The following is a 20,127-nucleotide window of genomic DNA, read 5'->3' on the forward strand; positions in this document are numbered from 1 at the left end:
ATCATGCCTGATTGCCATGATTTTTATTCATGAATCAGCAAAGCGATCTTCATGCTATCCATACCGATATCGAACTGCAAGCTGATAGTTATCTCATTCAATGATCACTGAATACATCAGAGACGCCATGAATTAGCACATGAAATCGACAGCGCAAGACGCCGCATCGTCACGGCCACAAGACAGCGTTGCCTCCGGAAGAGCGGCGCCCTCGCTCAGCAGCGAGAGGCGGGCTCACACGCAGAAGGGGCGGGATCCGTGGACCCCGCCCCTTTCCTGCTGCTGCTTCGCCGACTCAGCGCCAGAGCACCGCCAGCACCACGTTGAGCAGCGAGAGACCGGCGATGGCGCCGAGCACGCCGCCCGAGACGCTCTCCTTCTTGCGATTGACGAGGATGACCACGATCATCGCGATGAGCACGAGCGTCTTGACACCGATCTTCGCGTTGTTCGGCTCGCCGCCCAGCATGTAGATCGATGCGACCAGCAGAAGCCCCGTTGCGAACAGCAACGACGCGCCGTGCAGGATCCCCGGCGTGATGCGAGCCTTGGCCTCCTTCACGGCGGGCAGCTGCGCCAGCGTGCTGCCGAAGACCGCACCGAAGCCGACGAGGTGCAGAACGACCAGAATCCCCTTGACGATTTCCATATTCCCTCTCTTTCACGCCTCCACGATCAGTGGAAGAAGTGCCGTTCGCCGGTGAAGTACATCGTGACGCCGGCCGCCTCCGCTGCCGCGATCACTTCCGCGTCGCGCACGGAGCCGCCGGGCTGCACGACCGCGCGCACCCCCGCGTCGAGCAGCACCTGCAGGCCGTCGGCGAAGGGGAAGAACGCGTCCGACGCCGCGACGGCGCCCGACGCGCGATCTCCGGCGCGCTCGACGGCGAGGCGGCAGGAATCGACCCGATTGACCTGCCCCATGCCCACTCCGACCGAGGCGCCCCCCGCGGCCAGCAGGATGGCGTTCGACTTCACGGCCCGGCAGGCGCGCCAGGCGAACTCGAGCTCGGCGAGCGTCTCGGGATCGGCGGGGGCTCCGGTGGCGAGCTCCCAGTCCGACGCCGGCGCGAACGAGCGATCGGCGTCCTGCAGCAGGAAGCCGCCAGACACCTGCCGCAGTTCGACGGGATTCGGCGCGAAGTCGGCCGGCAGGACCAGCAGTCGCAGGTTCTTCTTCTGCGTGAGGATGGCGAGCGCCTCCGGCTCGAAGCCGGGCGCCACGATCACCTCGGTGAAGATGCCGGAGACGGTCTCGGCCATCTGAGCGGTGACCTCGCGGTTCGCAGCGATCACGCCCCCGAACGCCGACATCGGGTCGCAGGCGTGGGCGAGGGCGTGGGCTGCCGCGATCGGGTCATCGGCGTCGGCAGGGGCGACGGCGATGCCGCAGGGGTTGGCGTGCTTGATGATCGCCACGGCGGGGCGCTCATGGTCGAACGCCGCGCGCAGCGCGGCGTCGGCGTCGACGTAGTTGTTGTACGACATCTCCTTCCCGTGCAGCTGGGTCGCCTGGGCGATGCCGGCCCCCTCGTTCTCGGTGAAGAGCGCCGCGCGCTGGTGGCTGTTCTCGCCGTAGCGCAGCACGGCGTCGCGCAGGCCGAAGATCTCGTACCCCACGTATCCTTCAGCGCTCTCGAAGATGCTGTCGATCGAGGGCTCGCCCTCCGGGGTCTCGTCGTCCGGTGCGTCGCCCCAGCCGCGATCCTCCTGGTCCAGGAACCAGTTCGCCACCGCGGCGTCGTACTGCGCGGTGTGCACGAACGCCTCGGTCGCGAGCGCGCGGCGCTGGGCCAGGCTCGTGCCGCCGGCGCGCACGGCCGCGATCACCTCGTCGTAGCGCTGCGGCGAGACCACGATGGCGGCGTTGGCGTGGTTCTTCGCCGTGGCCCGCACCATGGCGGGGCCGCCGATGTCGACGTTCTCGATGACGTCGGCGGCCGGCTTGCCCGAGGCCACGGTCTGCTCGAAGGGGTAGAGGTTGACGACGACGAGCTCGAACGCGGTGAAGCCGAGCTGCTCGAGCTGGGCGCGATGATCGGCGAGGCGCAGGTCTGCGAGCAGCCCCGAGTGCACCGCGGGGTGCAGCGTCTTCACCCGACCGTCGAGCGCCTCGGCGAATCCGGTGACCTCTGAGACATCGGTGACGGCGTGGCCGGCCTCCCGGATGCTCGCGGCAGTGGAGCCCGTCGACACGATCTCGACTCCCGACTCGGCGAGGGCCGCCGCGAGGTCGAGCAGACGGGTCTTGTCGCTCACCGAGATGAGCGCCCGCCGCACCGGGACGACGTCGCGGTGCTCGTACAGGCTGGGGTCGTGGCTCTGGACTGCCATCGGGCTCCTTCGTGGGGGGTCGTTCTGCGCGGAGTCGCAGAGTCTGTTCGGTTCGGTTCTGGATCCTGCGACTCGCTCCGCTCGCGCAGGATGACGGGATGGGTCAGCGAGATGCTAGGCCGGCGAGATCCAGCTCGCCGAGCGCGATCTCGCGCACGGTCTCCACGAGCAGCGGGCGTTCGAGGCGCTTGATGCGCTCGTGCAGTTCTTCCTCGGAATCGTGCTCGCGCACCTCCACCGCGGCCTGCCGCAGCACCGGCCCCGTGTCCACCCCCTCGTCGATGATGTGCACCGTGACGCCCGTCTCGGTCGCACCGGCGGCCAGCGCGTCGCGCACGGCGTGCGCGCCGGGGTAGAGCGGCAGCAGCGCAGGGTGGGTGTTGATGAGGTGCGGCGAGAACTCCCGCACGAACCCCGCGGGCAGGATGCGCATGAGGCCCGCGCTCACCACGAGACCCGGCTCGGGGCCGGTCCCGACTCCGTGCTCCTGGATAGCCGCGGCGAGCACCTGTCCCCACTCCTCACGGGAGTCGGAGTCGCCGGGGCGCACGACGAAGGTCGGCACGCCCGCCGCCTCGGCGTGCGCCAGCCCCGGGGCATCGGTGTCGGACCCGACGCAGACGATGCGCGCCGGGAACTGCGGATCCGCGGCAGCGTCGAGCAGCGCTTTCAGGTTGCTGCCGCCGCCGGAGATCAGAACCGCAAGTTTCAGCACTCCCCCAGTCTACCGTTCCGGAGCGCGGGCTCAGGCGCAGTGCCGGGTTCGGGCTCAGGCGCACTGCCGCGCGGGGCCTCAGGCGCAGGTCCGAGTCCAGCCTCAGGCGCAGTGCAGCACTTCATCGGCGAGCAACCACGGCTGATGCTCGCCGAAGAGACGGTCCTCCTGCGCCGCCCAGCGCTCCCAGTGCGGGGCGTAGGTCTCCCCGTCCCGCGAGAGCGCGCGGGATCGCCGCACCTCGACCGGGCACTCGATCCAGACGCTCCGCACGATCGCGCCCCGCCCCGGCCCCGCCGCGCGATCGGCCCACCGTCGCGCGGCGGCCAGGTTGCGCGCGGTGACGGCCCCGCAGCCCTCCACGAGCAACGGGCGATCCGTCGTCACGGCCACCCGATCGGCGAACGCCTCGGCCGCCCAGTCGTAGCGCCGGTACGCGCCGGAGTCGAGGGCCTCGGCGAGGGCGCGGGATCCCGCGGCGAGTCCGTCCCATCCCGGGTACAGATCCTCGACGCGCAAGAGCTGCGGCTCGCGTCCGATCTCGCGCAGCCGATTGGCGATCCGCGCGGCAAGATCGGTCTTGCCCGCGCCGGAGCGGCCGTCGATCAGCATCGCGTCGAGGACTTCGAGGTCGTACCCAGGCATCAGAACTCAACCTTACCGTCGACGCGCAGCCGCTCGGCAAGCAGCATGACCGCAGCGGTGATCACCGCGAGCACCACCGCTCCGGCCAGGCCGGCTCCGTAGCTGCCCGGAGCCTGATGCCCGATCAGCTCGGCCACCACCACGGGGAGGGTCTGCGCGCCGGGGCGCACGAGGAACGAGGTGGCACCGAACTCCCCGAGCGACACGGCGAACGCGAAGCCCAGCGCCAGCCCGGCCGATCGGCCGAGCATGGGCAGGTCGATCGTGCGCAGCACCGCGAACGGCCTCGCCCCGAGCACCCCCGCGGCGAAGCGCAACTGCGGGTCGATGCCGCGCAGCACGGGCAGCAGCGTGCGCACCACGAGCGGCAGCGATACGAGCGCCTGCGCGATCGGGATCAGCACGACCGAGGTGCGCAGATCGAATCCGATGCCGAGCGGACGGTGCATGGTGAGCAGCAGCCCGAATCCGAGGGTGACCGCCGATACCCCGAGCGGCAGCATCACGAGGCCGTCGAAGACCGCGAGGCTCCGCCTGAGGGTCGCGGACGCCGGCCGCCGCGAGAGCACGAGTGCGATGAGGATCCCGAGCACCATCGCGATCGCCGCCGCGGCGACCGCCAGGCGGAACGACAGCCCGATGGCTTCGAGCACGGAGCCGTCGAGGGGCCACTCCTCCGGCGGCCGCACGAGGGCGGCGTAGTTGGCGAGCGACCACGCGCCGTCGCGATCGCGCAGGGACCGTGCGATGAGGGCGAGTACGGGGGCCGCGTGCAGCAGCAGCGTCGTCGCCCCGAACACGAGCAGCACGGGGAGGTCTCCGCGCCCCGGCCGAGCGGCGCGATCGGTCTCCTCGCGCAGCTCGACCGCGCGCTCCCCCGATCGGCGCAGTCGCGCCGAGACGACGAGACTCGCGCCGACAATGGCGAACTGCGCGAGCGAGAGCACGGCAGCGCTGCGCAGGTCGAGGAACTGCACTGTGAGCCGGTAGATCTCCGTCTCGACGTTGGAGAACTCGCGGCCGCCGAGGATGAGCACGATCCCGAACGAGGTCGAGCTAAAGAGGAACACCAGCGACGCAGCGGAGGCGATCGCCGGTGTCAGCGCGGGCAGCGTCGCGGTGACCCAGGCGCGCACCCGGCCCGCGCCGAGCACGCGGGCGGCGAGCTCCGAACTGCGGTCGAGCCTGGCCCAGAAACTGCCGACCGTCCGCGCGACGACGGTCACGTTGAAGAACGCGAGCGCGGCGACGATGACGGTCATGCTGCGCTCCAGCCCCAGCGGCGCGAGCGGTCCGCCGGGCCCGAGCAGCGCGGAGAAAGCGACCCCCACCACCACGGTCGGCAGCACGAACGGCACGGTCAGCAGCCCGCGCAGCGCGGTCCTGCCCGGAAAATCGAGCCGGTAGAGCACGTAGGCGGCCGGAAGACCGAGCGCGATGGAGAGCAGCGTCGCAAGGCCCGCCTGGGCCAGCGTCTGTCCGATGACCCGCCAGGTGCGCGGGGCAGCGAAGACTTCGGGGATCCCGCTCGGATCGAAGCGCCCGTCGTCGACGAATCCCGTGGCAACGAGCGACGCGACCGGCCACAGGAAGAAGACGGCGAGGAACGCGAGCGGGATCGCCGCGGCCAGGGTCCAGGCGGCGACGCCCCACGCGCTCCCGCGGTGCACCTAGAGCCCGATCTGCTCGCTCAGGGTCTTCAGCCAGCCCTCGCGGCCGCGCTCGATGTCCGCTGCGGGCAGGTCGTGGGTCTGGTCGGGCCCGGGCTCGGGGGCGAAGCGCGCCCAGGCCTCCGGCATTTCGATCGAGTCGTCGACGGGCGTCATGTACATAGCGTCGGGGATCGTCTGCTGGAACTCGGACGAGACGAGGTAGTCGACCACCGCCCTCGCACCCGCCTCGTTGGCCGCGCCGGCGAGCACACCCGCGTACTCGACCTGGCGCGTGCAGGTGTCGAGCAGCGCCTTCGTCGACGACGCGGACCCGTCCTCGGACACGGTGAACGCCGGGGAGGACGCGTACGAGAGCACGATCGGCCGGGTGCCGCCCTCTCCGCCCTGGGTGAACTGGCCATAGTAGGCATCGCTCCACCCCTGCTCGATCCGCGCGCCGTTGTCCGCGAGACGCGACCAGTAGTCGGCGAACCCGTCCTCGCCGAACTCCGCGACCGTGCCGACGAGGAACGAGGCCCCGGTCGACGAGGCGGTCGGATCCAGCAGCACGGTCAGGTCACGGTACGCGGGATCTGCGAGATCCTCGTAGCTCCGGGGCTCGGCGACGCCCTCGGCGGCGAACCAGTCGCTGTCGACGTTGATGCAGACCGCCCCGAGATCGACCGGCACGAGTGCGAACGGCGTCTCGCCTGCGCCGCCCGCGTCAGCGGAGGCCTCCGCCTCCGCCTCGGGATCGAGGATCGCGTAGTCGTTCCCGCTCTCGGGGAAGCCGACGGGACGGTGCGGCACGACGACGTCGTTCTCGACGATGCGCGACGCGAAGATGGTGTCGACGCCGAAGAAGGCGTCGGCGATGGGCGCCCCCTTCGTGAGCACGAGCGTGTTGGTCAGCTCGCCGCCGTCTCCCGCCGAGACCACTTCGACCTCGTAGCCCGTCGCCTCGCTCGCGGCCTCCGCGAACGCCTCGTTGGGAAACGAGTCGTGCACGGCGAGGGTGACGGTGCCGGCGGCGTCCCCGCCGGCCTGGCCGGGCCCGTCGGACGGTGTCGCCGCGCAGCCCGCGAGTGCGAGCCCCCCTGCGACGGCGAGCGCGACGGCCGGCGGCGCCGCCCGGTATCCGAGACTCTTCGAGAAGCGTGCAGACGTCATCGAGGCTTCCTTCCTCCGCTGGCATGAACCAGATCAGGTTGAACGGTCGGAGCTCGCGTGCTCCCTCTCAGCCCGCCGCGTGCGGACTCCCGTGGATTGCCCCTCCAGATTAGTCGCTCCTGCGCGGCCAGCGCCAACCGGTGCGCCGGGCGCGGGCGGTGTCGCGGTCGCCGCCGACGTCATCGCGATCCCACGCGAACGCGCGCAGCAGCTCGTCCTCCTCGGGATCCTTGGGCTTTCGGGGCTCCCCCGGCGCGGCAGTGACGTCCGAGCCGCCCGAGCCGCCCGAGCCGTCGCCCGAAGCATCGCTCCGGTCGGGCTCCTCGGCAGCTGGTGCTTCGGGCGCCGCACCCCGCGCGTCGCGATCGGCTCCGTCGGAGACGCCGGGGCCGGGGTCGACGCCGGTGGAATCCCGCGCATCGCGGATCGCGTCGTCGAGCGGCACCGTCTCCAGAGCGTCGTCGAGCGGCACCGTCTCGAGCGCGTCGTCGAGCGGCGAGGTCTCCTGTCCGGCCGCCTCCCGGGCATGCGGATCGCGCCGGCCCCGCACGCGCTCGAACATCTCCGCACCCGGCACGCCGCGCGACATCGCGGTGCGGATCCGCGCGTAGTCCACCCTGCCCGCCACCACGCCGAGCACCAGGCCGATCCCGAGCTCGGCCGCGGCGAGTCCTCCCGTGCGCCACGGGTGCACTCCGGCCTCCGCGAGACGCCCGGGCCCCAGGGATCCGCTCGCCAGCGCGCAGAGACCCGCGATCGCGAGCCCCGCGATCGCCGCGGCGACGACCGGGATCACGAGGGCGGCGCTCCACGGGGCTCGGCGCGCCTCGGGTCGGCGCGAGGCGAGGATCCCGACCCCCAGGCCTGTCAGTACGAGCAGCGCCGGTGCCAGCGCCCCGAGTGCGTCCCATCCCTGCGGGATCGCCCCGAAGAGCGGGAGCGCCGGCATCGGTCCGAGCAGCGTCTCGAACGGAGTGACCGAGCTTCCCGCCCCCACGGAGAAGCCGGCGCCGGTCAGCCAGGCGAGCGCCCACGCGACCGCCACCGGCACCAGTGCGAGTTGGATCAGGAAGAGCAGCACCGATCCCAGCGGGTCGAGCTGCAGGCTCTGGGTGAGTCCGATGATCTCGGGATAGCCGACGACGAGGGCGACGGCGAGCGCGAGCGCAGCGACTCCGATCGCCGCGGCGAGCAGGGCGATGGCGAGCAGCACGGTCTGCGCGGCGCGGGCGGGGAGCGTCGCCGCGTCGCCCCAGCCGAGAAACGCCGATCCGCGCTGCACCGCACGCAGCACCGAGGTCCACCACGCGTGGTCGTCGCGCGCGGCACGGGCGACGAACGCGACCGCCGCGACCGCTCCGTAGACCGACGCGATCACCAGCGTCACGAGCCAGCCCGGCCACGCCGTGCTCGGCGAGACCACCGACACCACCAGCAGGCCGATGGCACCGAATCCCAGGGCTCCGCCGAGCACGCCGGCGGCTCCGGTGCCCCCGCGACCCCCGAAACGCCAACCGGCGCGGGCGGCGAGCAGCACCGTGATGAGGGTGAGGCCGAGCGGCGCCAGCGAGAGCGCGAAGCTCAGATCCTCGGGCGGCTGTCCCAGGCCCAGCGCCGTCTCGGGGTCGAGCTGGAAGCCCATCGGCACCCAGTGCGCGAGCAACCAGATTCCGCCGATGGCGGAGAGCACCGTCGACGGCTCGGCTGCGAGCTCGAACGTCACGACCCACAGCAGCAGGGCCGGTACGGCGACGATCACGAGCCCGGCGAGCCCGACGGCAGCCGCCTCGATCGCCGCGATCGCCGCCGTCACTATGGATCTCATCGACCAGAAGCTTACTCTGCGGCGTTGGGAGACGTCTCGTGCGGAACGCGCCGAGCGACGGCGCGCGAACCGGCGCCGGCCGTCACCAGGCGGCGGCGACGGCGCGGTGGGTTTCGAAGAGCGGAACCGCCGCGCCCTCGGGCGCACGGCCGAAGCCGCACTCGGTAGCGACGCCGAATGGGCGGTGGACGTGCCGCTCGGCCGCGGCGATTCGTCGGCCCGCTCCCGCAGCGCCGTCCTCCCGATGCACGAGCCCGAGGTAGAGCTCCGTCGTCTCCGGGATGCGCAGCTCTTCCAGCGGCGCGAAGTAGGCGTCGTCGTCGCGCTCGATCGGCACGGGCAGGTGCACCCAGGTCAGCGGGCGTGCGGCAGCGGCGACCGCGAGGTTCGCGAAGCGCACGAGGTTGGCGGTGTCGGCCGGCTCGACGAAGTGCTTCTCGGCCACGTCGCCGTAGCAGAGGTGCACCCCGACCTCGACGTCGCCGGGCACCCGGTCGATCTGCCGCGCGAGCCGCTCGCTCGTGCCGGCCCACACGTCGTCGAACCACTCGTAGGGCTCGCCAGTGTAGCCCCGCAGCCCCTCGAGCATCGCGAACTCCAGGGCCGCATCCCACTGGATCGCCAGTTCGTCGTGCGGGATCGCGGCGAGGATCCGCTCCAGCTCGGCGGCGAGCGCCGCCTCGTAGACGGGTTCGAACGCCGCGCGGTCGGCCGCGGCGACGAAGCTCCCCACCACTCCGAGCGGCGTGGGCAGAGAGACCTGGAAGCGCGTCGCCGCGGGCACGGCGCCCGCCGCCTTCAGCCGGGAGAACACCTCCCAGGAGTCGAGCGCCGCGTCGGCGTAGCCGAGCGGCGGCAGCTCGAGATCCTCGGCCCGCACTCCGTCGGCGATGCGCACCGGGCGCATGTCGAGCGTGCGCAGCGGGATCGGGGTGTCGCCCACGCGCTCGATGCCGGCGGCCTGCCCCAGACGATCGGCCTGGAAGACGATCCAGTGGAATCGCTCGCCCACCTCGCCGTCGGGGATGCGCTTGAGTCGGTCTCCGAGGTGCTCGGCGGCGGTGCGGATGGTCGTCTCGGCATCGTCGAAGTTGATGCTGCCGACGAGGTGCGCTCCCTGGGGTGCAGTCATGACTCCCAGTCTACGAGCCTTCCGGCGTCGCGAGCGGCGGCGTATCCTCGGAGCATGACGGAGCGGATGAGCACCGGCGCCGCTGCCTGGGCGGGGATCTCGGCCGCCATCGCGGCCACCGGGGCCGGCGAGGTCGCCGCCCTGGTGCTGGCTCCGGCCTCGAGCCCGGTGGCGACCATCGGCTCGGCGATCATCGATCTTGCTCCGGCGTGGGCGAAGGATCTCGTCATCGCGCTGTTCGGCACCGCAGACAAGCTCGCCCTGCTCGCGCTGATCGGCCTCGCGCTCGCCGCTCTGGGCGCGGCGGCGGGCATCCTGCAGCGCGCACGGCCGCCCTGGGGCGCCGTGCTCGTCGGGTCGATCGGGGCACTCGGACTGCTGGCGAGCCTCACCCGGGATCAGCCCGACCCGCTCGCCGCGGTCCCGTCGATCCTCGCGGCAGCCACCGGGATCCTCTGCATCCACGTGTTCGTCCGGCCGCGTGCGCGCGGCGGCTCAGGACCCGTGTCGCGCCGCGGCTTCCTCGTGGCGAGCGGCTCCGCGGCGGTCCTGGGCGCTGCGGCCGTCGTCGCCTCGACTCTGGGGCGGACGGCCGACCGTTCCGTGCGCGCCATCCGCCGCGCACTGCGCCTGCCGGCCGCGACCGCCGTCGCGGCGGTGCCGGCGGGCGCCGAGCTCGCCGTGCCGGGGCTCGAGCCGGTCATCACGCCGAACCCCGAGTTCTACCGCATCGACACCGCGCTCATCGTGCCGCAGCTCGACCCGTCGGAGTGGGAGCTGCGCATCCACGGACTCGTCGATCGCGAGGTGGTGCTCACCTGGGACGAGCTGCTCGCACTTCCGCTCGAGGAGTCCGTGACCACGCTCAGCTGCGTGTCGAACGAGGTCGGAGGAGATCTGGTCGGCACGGCCGTCTGGCTGGGGTACCCGATCCGGCACCTGCTCGCCCGCGCCGGCGTGAGGCCGGAGGCCGACATGGTGCTCTCCCGCGCGCAGGGCGGATTCACCGCGGGCACGCCGCTCGAGGCGCTGGTCGACGAGCGCAACGCGATCCTCGCCATCGGCATGAACGGCGAGCCGCTGCCCCTCGAGCACGGGTTCCCGGCGCGGCTGGTCGTGCCCGGCCTGTACGGCTACGTCTCGGCCACGAAGTGGGTCGTGGAGCTCGAGGTCACCCGTTTCGACCGGGCCACGGCGTACTGGACGGATCGCGGCTGGTCGGCCCGCGGTCCGATCAAGCTGCAGTCGCGCATCGACGTGCCGCGCGGGCGGGAGGTCCCCGCCGGGGAGACCGTCGTCGCGGGTGTGGCCTGGCAGCCGCACGTCGGCATCGACGGTGTGGAGGTCCGCGTCGACGGCGGCCCTTGGCGGCCGACGGACCTCGCGTCCGCGATATCTGATGACACGTGGGTGCAGTGGATGCTCCGCGTGGATCTCGGCCCCGGCGAGCACGAGCTCACCTGCCGGGCGCGCAGCGCGGCGGGCGAGGTGCAGACCGAGGCCCGGTCTCCGGTCGCACCCGACGGTGCGACCGGCTGGCACACCGTGCGCGTCACCGCTGCGTAACGGCTCCCAGCGGGCGAGCCCCCGGGATCGGTGACCACGGATCCGGATCCGAGCCCGCCGAGCAGCCCGGGCGGGATCGCACCCCTAGGCTGGCCTCATGACCTCGGATGCCCAGGACCACTCGACGCGCGGCCGGATCGTGATCGGAGGTGCGGGCGGTTTCATGGGCCGATACCTCGCCGAGCGCTCACGGGCCGCCGGGCGCGAGGTGGTGACGATCGGGCGATCCGGAGCGGATCTGCGCTGGGACGACGCGCACGGGATCGCCGCCGCGGTCGACGGCGCTGCGCTGGTCGTCGGTCTCGCGGGCAAGAGCGTGAACTGCCGGTACACCCCGGCGAACCGAGCCGAGATCTTCCGCTCCCGGCTCGACACCACCGCGGCGCTGTCCCGGGCGATCGCGGCCGCCGCGACGCCGCCTGCGCTGTGGGTCAACGCCGCCACCGCGACGATCTACCGGCATGCCGAGGACCGGCCGATGACGGAGCAGGGCGGAGAGATCGGCAGCGGCTTCTCCGTCGAGGTCGCGAAGGCCTGGGAGTGCGCGCTCTTCGCCGACGAGCTGCCCGCGACGCGCCGGGTGGCGCTGCGGACCGCGATCGTGCTGGGGCACGGCGGCGTGCTGGCCCCGATCCGCCGGCTCGCGCGCCTGGGTCTCGGCGGGCCGCAGGTCGACGGGTGGTGGCCGACGACCCGGTCCCGGCGCGAGGCCGGAACGCTCCACCTGCGGGGTTCTGGCCGGGGCAGGCAGCGCTTCAGCTGGATCCACATCGAGGACGCGGCGCGGATCATCGACTTCCTGGAAGATCATCCGGAGCTCGACGGTCCGGTGAACGCGAGCTCGCCTCGGCCCGTCGACAACCGGGAGTTCATGGCGGCGGTGCGGCGGGTGCTCGGGGTGCGCTTCGGGCCTCCGACGCCGCGCTGGGCGCTGGAGATCGGCGCCATCGGCATCCGCACCGAGACCGAACTCGTGCTCAAGAGCCGCTGGGTGCTCCCGGAGCGCCTCGAGTCCGCGGGGTTCGCATTCGCCTACCCCGAGCTCGAGCCCGCGCTGCGCGAGGCGTTCAACCGGGCGTAGTCTCCCGAGACCGAGCCGATTGTTCCAGCCCGAGCACTTCAGCGGTGCTGAACGCCTCGGGTTCGCACAATCAAGTCGGTTTCGGCGTTCTCCGCCGGTAGAGCGAGCGGAGCGGGCCGGAACTCACCGGGATGGTGGGTTGCGGCCCGCTTCGCTCGACCGGCGCCGGCGCGGTTACAGCGCGGCGTAAGCCTGGCGCAGCAGCTCCGCGGTCTCGGTGGGCGTCTTGCCCACCGCGACGCCGGCGGCCTCGAGGGCCTCCTTCTTCGCCTGGGCGGTGCCCGCGGAGCCCGACACGATGGCGCCGGCGTGGCCCATCGTCTTGCCCTCGGGCGCCGTGAAGCCCGCCACGTAGCCCACGACCGGCTTCGTCACGTGCGCCTTGATGTACTCGGCCGCGCGCTCCTCGGCGTCGCCGCCGATCTCGCCGATCATCACGATCGCCTGCGTCTCGGGATCCGCCTCGAACGCCGCGAGGGCGTCGATGTGCGTCGTGCCGATGACGGGGTCGCCGCCGATCCCGATCGCGGTCGAGAAACCGAGATCGCGCAGCTCGTACATCATCTGGTAGGTCAGCGTGCCCGACTTCGAGACGAGACCGATCGGCCCCTTGCCGGTGATCGTCGCCGGCGTGATCCCCGCGAGCGCCTCGCCCGGCGTGATGATGCCCGGGCAGTTCGGCCCGATGATGCGAGTCGTGCCGCCCGTCGCCTTCGCGTGCGCCCACAGCTCAGCCGAGTCCTTGACGGGCACGCCCTCGGTGATGATGACGAGCAGGCCGATGCCCGCGTCGATGGCCTCGATCGCGGCGTCCTTGGTGAAGGCCGGGGGCACGAACGCGACCGACACGTCGGCACCGGTCTCGGCCATCGCCTCGGCGACCGACGCGAAGACGGGCAGCTCGACCGTCGCGCCCGAGGCGTCGACGTGCGAGACGGTGGTGCCGGCCTTGCGGGCGTTCACACCGCCCACGATCTGCGTGCCGGCAGCGAGCATGCGCGCGGTGTGCTTGGTGCCCTCGCCGCCGGTGATGCCCTGGACGATGACCTTGGAATCCTTGTTCAGGAAGATCGACATTCTGTTGCTTCTTTCCGTGAGTCTCGTCGGTTAGCGGGCGTTGGCCAGTTCGGCGGCCTTGTCGGCGCCCTCGTCCATGGTGGCGGCCTGCGTCACGAGCGGGTGCGCGGCCTCGTCGAGGATCCGGCGCCCCTCCTCGACGTTGTTGCCGTCGAGACGCACCACGAGCGGCTTGTTCGCGGCGTCGCCGAGCTTGGCGAGCGCTCCCACGATGCCGTTGGCGACCGCGTCGCACGCGGTGATGCCGCCGAAGACGTTGACGAACACCGACTTGACCTGCGGGTCGCCGAGGATCACGTCGAGGCCGGCGGCCATGACCTCTGCCGAGGCGCCGCCGCCGATGTCGAGGAAGTTGGCGGGCTTCACCCCGCCGTGGTTCTCTCCCGCGTAGGCGACGACGTCGAGCGTCGACATCACGAGGCCCGCACCGTTGCCGATGACGCCCACCTCGCCATCGAGCTTCACGTAGTTGAGATCCTGCGCCTTGGCCTTCGCCTCGAGCGGGTCCTCCGCCGCCTTGTCCTCGAGCGCCTCGTGCTCGGGCTGGCGGAAGTCGGCGTTGGCGTCGAGCGAGACCTTGCCGTCGAGCGCGATGATCTCGCCGGCGCCGGTGAGCACGAGCGGGTTCACCTCGACGAGTGTCGCGTCTTCGCCCGTGTACACGTCGTAGAGCTTCTGGAACACCGGCACGACCTTCGCGACGAGCTCCTCGGGGAAGCGCGCGGCCCGGGCGATCTCCTCGGCCTTTGCCGCGTCGATGCCGACGAGCGGGTCGACCTCGATGCGCGCGAGCGCCTCGGGCTTCTCGACCGCCAGCTGCTCGATCTCCATCCCGCCCTCGACCGAGCAGAGCGACAGATACGACCGGTTGGCGCGGTCGAGCAGCACGGAGAAGTAGAACTCCTGCGCGATGTCGGCGCCCGCGGCCACCATGACGCGCTGCACGACGTGCCCCTTGATGTCGAGACCGAGGATCGCCTGCGCGGCGGCGAACGCCTCGTCGGGGTTCTTCGCGACCTTCACGCCGCCGGCCTTGCCGCGGCCGCCCGTCTTCACCTGCGCCTTGACGACGACCACGCCGCCGATCTTCTCGGCCGCGGCGCGCGCCTCCTCCGGCGTATCCGCGATGAGGCCGGCGAGCACCGGCACTCCGTATCGCTCAAAGATGTCTCGTGCCTGGTACTCGTACAGATCCACGTACTGTCCTTCGCTTGTCGGGGTGATCCGAGGCAGAAAAGTGTCTCGATGTCGAGATAAGTCGACCAGTCCGAAATTCTATCACCGCAGGATGTGGGCGCAGCGTTCAGCGGCGCTGCTTGCTGCGGTAGAGCGCCGAGTCGGCCCGGCCCGTCGCCGATTCGAGTGCCTCGTCCGGCTCGACCAGCACGGCTCCCCAGGTCCAGGAGTGACGCGCCGTCTGCTGCGCGTGCCGCAGGAGCGACTCGGCGGCGTCGAGACCCAACGGCAGCAGCAGCACGAACTCGTCGCCCCCGATCCGCGCCACGATCCCGTTGGAGCGGTCCCAGGCGCCGCGCATCCCCACCAGCTCGCGCCACGCGTGCGCCGATTCGCGCAGTGCGAGATCGCCGGACGAGTGCCCGCCCTCCTCGTTCACCAGCCTGAAGTCGTCGAAGTCGATGATGACGAGGGTCACGGGGAGGCCGCGGCGCGCCGCGCGCTGGCGCAGGCGCTGCGCGGCCCCGCGGAGACCGCGCCTATTGAGCACGCCCGTGAGCGGGTCGGTGGCGGCCTGCGTGCGCACCTGCCGACGCACGAGACGCGCGCCGGCGAAGGTGAACAGTGCGATCAGCACTGCGTAGCTCACGAGCGTGAGCGGCGAGCCGACCCCCGCTCCGAGGGAGGGATTCCACACCAGCGTCAAGCAGACGCGCAGCGCGCTCAGCGCCATGAAGGGGACGGCGATGCGCGCGGGGAAGAACCACCCGATGTAGAGTGCGGAGAGGGGCAGCGCGAGCAGCGCGTTGATCTCGGCGTGGGTGTGATGCGAGAACACGAGGAAGTAGGTCGACCACGCTTCGATCCCCACCGCCAGGATCAGCCCCAGCTGCCGCGAGTAGAGCCGCCCGAGGGCCAGGGGCACGGCCGCGCCCAGGGTGTACAGCACGAGCCACCACGTCACGATGTCGCGCTGGATCTCGGGATGCCCCACGACGAGGTCTACGGCGAAGACCAGCGCCAGGAGCAGCGAGATCATGGAGCTGACGAACGAGAAGGGCGTCTGCCAGCGCACGAATCGCGAGGCGAGCACGCGTGCGCGCTCGACGCCGTGCGCCCAGGCACTCGGCCGATCGGAGTGCCGCCTATGCACGCAGATCACCCCGCTTGCGGTGCTTCTGCTCGTAGAGCGCGCTGTCGGCGCGGGCCAGCAGCTCATCCGCCGTATCCCCGGGCACCGCCTCGGCGATCCCCCACGACCACGCGTTCACGGACCCCTGCTGCAGCCGCTGCACCACCGCGGTGCCCCCGGCGGCGTCCACCCCGGGCAGCAGCAGCACGAACTCGTCGCCGCCGATCCGGGCGACCACGTCGCCCGAGCGCATCTCCTCGCGCCAGGACTCGACGGTCGAGATGAGCGCCGCATCGCCCGCGGCGTGCCCGTGCGCGTCGTTCAACCGCTTGAAGTCGTCGAAATCGACGGCGACGACGCAGAATCCGCCGCGCCGCGCGGTGAGGCGCCGCAGCCGGGAATCGAGCCGCTCCACGAACCCCCGACGGTTGCACACCCCGGTGAGCGGATCGGTGGCGGCCACGCGCAGCTGCCGCCACCACAGCGTGAAGCCGACCCCGTAGCAGAACACCAGGCTCAGGAGTCCGTGCACCGCGACGGGCGTACCGATAGCGCCGTCGGGCCACAGGAGCGGGTTCCCCGCGATCACCGCGCTGAAGGCGCTCAGACTCACGAGAAGCAGAGGCACTGCGAACGCGGGGCGCACGAACCAGCCGAGGTAGAACGCGATCACCGGCATCTGCTGCAGCGATGAGATGACCGATTGCGGATCATCGGCGAGGCTGAGGAAGTACGACTGCGCGCCGATGAAGAGCATCACCCCGACGATCCCGATCCAGTTCGGCACGCTGCGCCCGAACGCGAACGCGGCGACACCCCCGACGAGACAGGCGATCAGCAGCAGCCAGACGAGCCACGGGCTGATCTGGTTGCTATGGAACAGCAGGTCGATGACGAGCGTGAGCGCGAGGAGCAGCGTCGCGAAGGTGAGGTAGAGAGAATGCGGGCTCTGACGTCGAAGCTGGTGAGACAGCCAGGCCATCGCGCACTTCCCCTCGTGCCGGATTCGCCCGCTCCGGCTGTTCGTATCCTTAGCGTACACAATTCGCCGGTTAGGAGCTTGACCGCACACTGCACGGTTCGTGCGCCGACCCGGATTCTCAGACTGGACGAGTACGCTGGTCTCGTTATTGCGCGGGATCTCCCCGCCGGGCGATGACGAGAATCGAGCGACTGGTGAACCGCACAGAAGAACCGAAGCCGGAGGGCCTCAGAGCGCGCAAGCGCCGGGCCACGGAGAACGCCATCGAGTCGTCGGCGGTCGCACTCGCCCTCGAGCTCGGCGTCGAGAACGTCACTGTCGAGGCCATCTGCGAGATGGCCGACATCTCTCGCAGCACGTTCTTCAACTACTTCTCGTCGCGCGACTACGCCATCGTGGGCCGCGCCGTCGGCATACCCGAGGGCAACGAAGCGTTCGCCATGCTCGACAGCGCTCCAGGCGACCTGGTGCTCGGCATCTTCCGCCTGTACTTCGCGGCGATCGGTCACTCCCACGTCAACTCTGACGTGGCGCGCCTGCGGATGCAGCTCATCGCCGAGCAGCCCGAGGCCGCTCGGCTCTCCCTCACCACCTTCCTCGAGTCCTCGTACCAGCTCACGGCGACCACGACGGCCTGGCTTACTGCGCACCCGGAGCACGCTCGGCTCGACGATCCGTTGCGCGAGGCCACACTCGCCGTGACCCTGGTGAATGGTCTGATCGCAGCGCAGATGAACGAGTGGTCCACCGGAAGCGGCGACACCTCCGCCACCGAAGACGGGGTGCGCGGGATCATGGACGACTACCGCGCGATCCTCGGCTGATCGGCGCCGGCCGACTGAGCGGGGCGCAGCAGCGCAGCCGAGCCCGCCGGTTGCGAGCCCGCCGGTTGCGAGCCCGCCGATTGAGCGAGGAGATCAATCGATCTTGGTGATCGGAGACAGCTTCACCAGCAGCTTGCGCTCACCGACCGAGTCGAAGACGACGTGAGCGATCCGCTTCGAACCGGATCCCGTGACCGCCGAGACCCTGCCGTCGCCGTACTCGTCGTGACGAATGCGGTCCCCCGGCGCGAGTTCGAGGTCGCCGTTGTCGCGCGCCGCGCCCCCGATCATGTTGGGGAAGCCCCCGCCCGCCGCCTGCGCCTCTTTGGCGAGACGCTTGCGCTCGCGCCACTTGTCGAGCGCCGACTGCATGTTGCCGCTCGCCGGCTCGCTGACCGCAGCGGAACCGCTGGACCGGCCGCCCCCGGCACCGGACCCCCCAGAGAACGACACCGACGAGTCCACGCCGCGCGAGCGAGACGCCGCACCCCCGTACCCCGATCCCGAGCCGCGCGGCGCGTTGAGCGCTCGCGAGGACGATCCCCCGCGCCCCGTGACCTCGCCCGGCGACTGCCGCCAGTCGATGAGCCCCTCGGGGATCTCCTGCAGGAAGCGCGAGGGCATGGCGACCGAGACGTCGCCGAAGGTGGCGCGGGTCGACGCGAGCGTGAGGTAGAGCCGCTCGCGGGCCCGAGTGATGCCCACGTACATGAGCCGGCGCTCCTCACTGATGCCGCCCACCTCGTCGACCGACATCTGGTGCGGCAGCAGCCCCTCCTCGACGCCGGTGATGAATACCGCCTTGAACTCGAGCCCCTTGGCCGTGTGCATGGTCATGAGCGAGACGGTGCCGCTCGTGTCGTCGAGATCGTCGGCGGCCGCGACGAGGCTGACCTCCGTGAGAAACGCCAGCAGGCCGGCGCCCGGCTGCTTCACGTCGAACTCGCGGGCCACGGCCACCAGCTCCTCGAGATTCTCGGCGCGCGCATCGTCCTGCGGGTCGCGCTTGGCCCGCAGCTTCTCGATCATCTCGGTCTCGTCGAGGATCAGCTTCAGCACATCCCCGACGGGCGCGGGCGTCGCCTCCTCGCCCGACACGTCCGTCGCGCCGCCCCCGGCGGCCATGCGAGCCGCACGCACCAGCAGCTCTCCGAGGGCCCGCACCGTGCCGCGCACCTTCGGGCCGAGCGCGCCCACCTCGTCGGCCCGCAGCATCGCGTCGTGGAACGAGATGGCGTGCGTCTCCTGGAAGTTGGCGAGGTGCGCCTCGGCCATCGGGCCGACACCGCGCTTGGGGGCGCCGAGCATGCGCGACCACGCGATCGGATCGTAGGGGTTCGCGATGCTCGTGAGATACGCCATCGCGTCCTTGATCTCGGCGCGCTCGTAGAACTTGGTGCCGCCGAGCACGCGGTACGGGATCGCGGAGCGGATCAGCAGCTCCTCGAGGGCGCGGGTCTGCGAGTTGGTGCGATAGAACACGGCGACATCGCTGTACGCCACCCCGGCGCGGTGCAGATCCTCGATCTCCTCGGCCACGAAGCGCGCCTCGTCGTGCTGCGAGTACCCCGTGAACCCGACGATCCTCTCGCCATCGCCCTCGGTGGTGAAGAGGTTCTTCTCCTGGCGGTCGAAGTTGTTGCCGATGACGGCGTTCGCCGCGGAGAGGATGTTCTGCGTCGAACGGTAGTTCTGCTCGAGCTTCACCACCTCGGCGCCGCGGAAGTCGCGCTCGAACTCGACGATGTTGCGGATGTCGGCGCCGCGGAACGCGTAGATCGACTGATCCGAGTCGCCCACCACCGTGAGACTCGACGCCGGCACGCGCCCGCTCCCGTCGAGCTCCCGCTCGCGCACCGGCGGCACGAGGCGCTCGACCTGGTCGGGCTCGATCGGCCGGGTCAGCTCGCGAATGAGGGCGTACTGGGCGTGGTTCGTGTCCTGGTACTCGTCGACGAGGATGTGCCGGAAGCGGCGCTGGTACACGGCGGCGACATCGGGGTGGGCCCTGAAGAGGTGCACGGTCTGCCCGATGAGATCGTCGAAGTCGAAGGCGTTGGCGCGGCGCAGCTCCTGCTCGTACATCTTGAAGATCTCGACGAACAGGCGATCGCGCGGGTCGCTCTCGTTCATGGTCGCCGCGTAGCCGTCGGCGTCCGTGAGTTCGTTCTTCAGCCGCGAGATCTTGGAGCCGGCGTTCGCCGGGGTGAAGCCGTAGGTGTCGGCGTCGACCTCCTTGATGATGCGCTTGAGCAGCGCCCGCGAGTCGGCCGAATCGTATATCGTGAAGCCGGCGACGTACCCGAACCGCTCCGCCTCGCGGCGCAGGATGCGCACGCAGGCCGAGTGGAACGTCGAGACCCACATGCCCTCGATACCCGCGCCGAGCAGCCCCTCGAGTCGCTCCCGCATCTCGGCGGCCGCCTTGTTCGTGAAGGTGATCGCGAGGATCTGGCTGGGCCAGGCCTCGCGGCCCCGGATCAGCTGCGCGATGCGGTGGGTGAGCACGCGGGTCTTGCCCGATCCCGCACCCGCCACGATCAGCAGCGCGGGGCCGCGCGCGATCACCGCGCGCTCCTGCGCCGGGTTCAGTCCGTCGAGCAGCGGATCGCGTCCGTCGAAGCCGTCGCCGCCCGCCGCGTCGAAGCCGCCGATCGGAGCCCCGGGCTCCAGAAGTTCAAAGTCGCTCATCGTCCCCCAAGTCTAGGCTGCGCCCCTGACACCGGTCTCCCCGCCCGGCGCGGCCCACCGGCGCAGAGGATCCGCGCACCGGTTCGACAGACCCCGCCGCAGGAGACCGCCTGGGTACGGGAGAA

General features: G+C 71.0%; 16 protein-coding genes and 1 riboswitch. Of the genes, 3 read left to right on the forward strand and 13 right to left on the reverse strand.

Annotated features, from left to right (window positions below):
- Positions 1-295: 295 nt before the first annotated feature.
- The 8 genes from EVS81_RS03595 to EVS81_RS03630 form a co-directional block, all read right to left on the reverse strand.
- On the reverse strand, positions 296-649 hold the full coding sequence (locus tag EVS81_RS03595) for a hypothetical protein (RefSeq protein ID WP_130109174.1): 354 nt from the start codon (positions 647-649) through the stop codon (positions 296-298).
- 26 nt (positions 650-675) lie between these two features.
- Positions 676-2,334, reverse strand: coding sequence for a bifunctional phosphoribosylaminoimidazolecarboxamide formyltransferase/IMP cyclohydrolase (gene purH, locus EVS81_RS03600; protein WP_130109175.1), 1,659 nt, complete (start codon positions 2,332-2,334; stop codon positions 676-678).
- 103 nt (positions 2,335-2,437) lie between these two features.
- Positions 2,438-3,049, reverse strand: coding sequence for a phosphoribosylglycinamide formyltransferase (gene purN / locus EVS81_RS03605; protein WP_130109176.1), 612 nt, complete (start codon positions 3,047-3,049; stop codon positions 2,438-2,440).
- Positions 3,050-3,151: 102 nt separating this feature from the next.
- Positions 3,152-3,694, reverse strand: coding sequence for a nucleoside/nucleotide kinase family protein (locus tag EVS81_RS03610; protein WP_130109177.1), 543 nt, complete (start codon positions 3,692-3,694; stop codon positions 3,152-3,154).
- Positions 3,694-5,364, reverse strand: coding sequence for an ABC transporter permease (locus EVS81_RS03615; protein WP_130109178.1), 1,671 nt, complete (start codon positions 5,362-5,364; stop codon positions 3,694-3,696). Before EVS81_RS03615 ends, EVS81_RS03610 begins: the two co-directional genes overlap by 1 nt.
- Positions 5,365-6,516 carry a thiamine ABC transporter substrate-binding protein gene (locus EVS81_RS03620; RefSeq protein WP_130109179.1) on the reverse strand — a complete coding sequence of 384 codons (1,152 nt, stop codon included), beginning with the start codon at positions 6,514-6,516 and terminating at the stop codon, positions 5,365-5,367. It lies immediately after the preceding gene.
- A riboswitch (TPP riboswitch) is annotated at positions 6,510-6,619 on the reverse strand. Its footprint overlaps the gene before it by 7 nt.
- Before the next feature lie 6 nt (positions 6,620-6,625).
- On the reverse strand, positions 6,626-8,341 hold the full coding sequence (locus EVS81_RS03625) for a cell division protein PerM (protein ID WP_130109180.1): 1,716 nt from the start codon (positions 8,339-8,341) through the stop codon (positions 6,626-6,628).
- 82 nt (positions 8,342-8,423) lie between these two features.
- Positions 8,424-9,473, reverse strand: a complete 1,050-nt coding sequence (locus tag EVS81_RS03630; protein ID WP_130109181.1) for a hypothetical protein — start codon at positions 9,471-9,473, stop codon at positions 8,424-8,426.
- Positions 9,474-9,527: 54 nt separating this feature from the next.
- Here EVS81_RS03630 and EVS81_RS03635 point away from each other — a divergent pair, with 54 nt between their 5' ends.
- Positions 9,528-11,039, forward strand: a complete 1,512-nt coding sequence (locus EVS81_RS03635; RefSeq protein ID WP_240739949.1) for a molybdopterin-dependent oxidoreductase — start codon at positions 9,528-9,530, stop codon at positions 11,037-11,039.
- 97 nt (positions 11,040-11,136) lie between these two features.
- On the forward strand, positions 11,137-12,120 hold the full coding sequence (locus tag EVS81_RS03640; RefSeq protein WP_130109182.1) for an epimerase: 984 nt from the start codon (positions 11,137-11,139) through the stop codon (positions 12,118-12,120).
- Positions 12,121-12,294: 174 nt separating this feature from the next.
- On the opposite strand, the gene sucD is transcribed toward EVS81_RS03640, so the two are convergent.
- The 4 genes from sucD to EVS81_RS03660 form a co-directional block, all read right to left on the reverse strand.
- Positions 12,295-13,197 carry a succinate--CoA ligase subunit alpha gene (sucD, locus tag EVS81_RS03645; RefSeq protein WP_130109183.1) on the reverse strand — a complete coding sequence of 301 codons (903 nt, stop codon included), beginning with the start codon at positions 13,195-13,197 and terminating at the stop codon, positions 12,295-12,297.
- A gap of 30 nt (positions 13,198-13,227) precedes the next feature.
- Complete coding sequence (gene sucC / locus EVS81_RS03650) at positions 13,228-14,394, reverse strand: ADP-forming succinate--CoA ligase subunit beta (RefSeq protein ID WP_130109184.1); 1,167 nt, start codon at positions 14,392-14,394, stop codon at positions 13,228-13,230.
- A 106-nt stretch (positions 14,395-14,500) separates the two neighbouring features.
- A complete protein-coding gene (locus tag EVS81_RS03655) occupies positions 14,501-15,526 on the reverse strand; it encodes a GGDEF domain-containing protein (RefSeq protein ID WP_240739951.1) in 1,026 nt (341 codons plus the stop codon).
- Positions 15,519-16,487, reverse strand: a complete 969-nt coding sequence (locus tag EVS81_RS03660; RefSeq protein WP_240739952.1) for a GGDEF domain-containing protein — start codon at positions 16,485-16,487, stop codon at positions 15,519-15,521. The genes EVS81_RS03655 and EVS81_RS03660 overlap by 8 nt, the downstream gene beginning before the upstream one ends.
- Before the next feature lie 194 nt (positions 16,488-16,681).
- Between EVS81_RS03660 and EVS81_RS03665 the strand changes: the two genes are divergently transcribed.
- On the forward strand, positions 16,682-17,311 hold the full coding sequence (locus EVS81_RS03665; RefSeq protein ID WP_130109186.1) for a TetR/AcrR family transcriptional regulator: 630 nt from the start codon (positions 16,682-16,684) through the stop codon (positions 17,309-17,311).
- A gap of 93 nt (positions 17,312-17,404) precedes the next feature.
- Here the strand turns inward: EVS81_RS03665 and EVS81_RS03670 are convergent, their stop codons facing one another.
- Positions 17,405-20,002 carry an ATP-dependent helicase gene (locus EVS81_RS03670; RefSeq protein ID WP_130109187.1) on the reverse strand — a complete coding sequence of 866 codons (2,598 nt, stop codon included), beginning with the start codon at positions 20,000-20,002 and terminating at the stop codon, positions 17,405-17,407.
- Between the last annotated feature and the right edge of the window lie 125 nt (positions 20,003-20,127).

The sequence above is a fragment of the Leucobacter triazinivorans genome (genome assembly GCF_004208635.1).
GTDB classification, from domain to species: Bacteria; Actinomycetota; Actinomycetes; order Actinomycetales; family Microbacteriaceae; genus Leucobacter; species Leucobacter triazinivorans.